1 protein-coding gene is annotated in these 1,109 nt (G+C 64.0%); it reads left to right on the top strand.

Going from position 1 to position 1,109, the window contains the following annotated elements; translation table 11 throughout:
• Positions 1–155: 155 nt before the first annotated feature.
• Positions 156–668 (top strand): helix-turn-helix domain-containing protein, encoded by a 513-nt coding sequence (locus AC11W3_RS20630; RefSeq protein WP_484093682.1) that lies wholly within the window; start codon positions 156–158, stop codon positions 666–668.
• The last annotated feature ends 441 nt before the right edge of the window (positions 669–1,109 follow it).

Here is a 1,109-nt window from a genome sequence, read left to right as displayed (position 1 = left end):
CCCATGATGCCACCACCTGCAATGATGTGTCCGGATCACGATTTTCGCGCAAGCCCGGATATCCCTCACCGAGTCCGACCTGCGGCGATACGATGTCTGGTACCGCACATGGTTCCGACATTGACATCATGTGACCTTCACGGGATGCTACTCCCATGACAACAACCGGAGGCGTCGTGACCAGGCAGGGGCGACAGAAGCTGGACTACAGCGAGGCGGAGCAGATGCTCAGAGCCGGCAAGACCCAGGCCGAAGTCGCCGAGCACTTCGGGGTGAAGCAGCCGGCGGTGAGCCTGGCTATCGCCCGCGGGAACATCTCCGACATCGCCTACGACCGCACGGCCACCGACGAGAGCGCGATCCCCTGGCACCCGATCCGGCCGGAGCACCGTTCCCGCTACCTGGTCCGGATGTTGCGGGCCGCCGCCAGGCGGGACCGCGGCGAGGCTTCCGCCCCGGTCATCGAGGCGCAGCTGGACAAGTTCCTCGAGCAGGCGGAGAAGATGGACTTCGTCGTCCACTACGACCCCGACACCGACGAGGGTTGGTTCCGGGTCGAGCGCCGGCCAGGCGTCGACAAGGGCTTGATCCGCGACCCGTACCTCGACGACAACGGGATGCTGGTGCGGAATCCGCAAGGCGTCCGCGAACGTCCGACGAGCAAGTGAGATGGTCACCTAACTAGACCACAGCGAAGAACAACGAGGACCGGCCCTTTAGGGGGCCGGTCCTCTTCGTTAACCGTATTGCTTCAACGCCGGGCCTTTAAGCCCGGCGCTTCACGGGGCGGCCCTTCGGGGCCGCTTTCCCCCATCCCGCTCCTCGTCGCTTCGCTCCTCGTCGTCCCCCTTCCCCCGTTGTTCGATCGTAGAGCACGCGAGCCCGCGTTTGTCAAGGGGGTCTCGGAAAAATGGTCATTATCATCCGTTCGGCTGATCTTGGGGTTTCGATGCTGTCTAAGGTTGCGCGATCCGCAGCCGGTGTGCGATGATGGGAGTACCACACAGCACATCGGGAGAGGACCCCTGCAATGGACCGGATGCTCGTCGCCTTCGAGGCGCCGGACTGCATGACAGCCGAGGCTCACGAGCAGAAGTGGGACCGCTGGA

The sequence above is a fragment of the Geomonas sp. genome (assembly GCF_056994735.1).
Note: the sequence above shows the minus strand (reverse complement) of the source record. Positions and strands in the feature narration are given on the sequence as shown.